The sequence below is a fragment of the Pseudoalteromonas sp. T1lg21 genome (assembly GCF_002964625.1).
Lineage (GTDB): Bacteria > Pseudomonadota > Gammaproteobacteria > Enterobacterales > Alteromonadaceae > Pseudoalteromonas > Pseudoalteromonas gelatinilytica.
This window is the reverse complement of sequence record NZ_PQBX01000009.1, coordinates 1-448: the sequence shown is the minus strand read 5'-3', so window position 1 is coordinate 448 and position 448 is coordinate 1. Positions and strand designations below refer to the sequence as shown.

Genomic DNA, 448 nt, shown 5'->3' with positions numbered 1-448 from the left:
TATCTATAAGAATTTTAATATCAGCTTTCCAAATTTTTAAAGAGCAAGAGAATAAACTTCTCAAAATTAAACACACTCTATTCTCAAGCAGTTTATTACCTGATTAAGAATGTTTATTTTTAAGGAGTAAAAGTGGTGGAGCTAAGCAGGATCGAACTGCTGACCTCCTGCGTGCAAGGCAGGCGCTCTCCCAGCTGAGCTATAGCCCCACATATGCTGGTACTTATTGCTTAATTTGCCACTTCAGAAGAAGTGGTGGGTCTGAGTAGATTTGAACTACCGACCTCACCCTTATCAGGGGTGCGCTCTAACCAACTGAGCTACAGACCCAAACAATAAGTGTTGTTCTCTTTACAATTAACAATCATCTGTGTGGACACTACGAACAAATAAGTTCTAAATCGTATAAGGAGGTGATCCAGCCCCAGGTTCCCCTAGGGCTACCTTG

At 41.3% G+C, this 448-nt stretch carries 2 tRNA genes; both read right to left on the bottom strand.

The features are described 5' to 3' along the window. Positions 1-133: 133 nt before the first annotated feature. Positions 134-209: transfer RNA gene (locus tag C2M25_RS05485), tRNA-Ala, on the bottom strand. 44 nt (positions 210-253) lie between these two features. Beyond that, positions 254-330, bottom strand: a tRNA-Ile gene (locus C2M25_RS05480). Between the last annotated feature and the right edge of the window lie 118 nt (positions 331-448).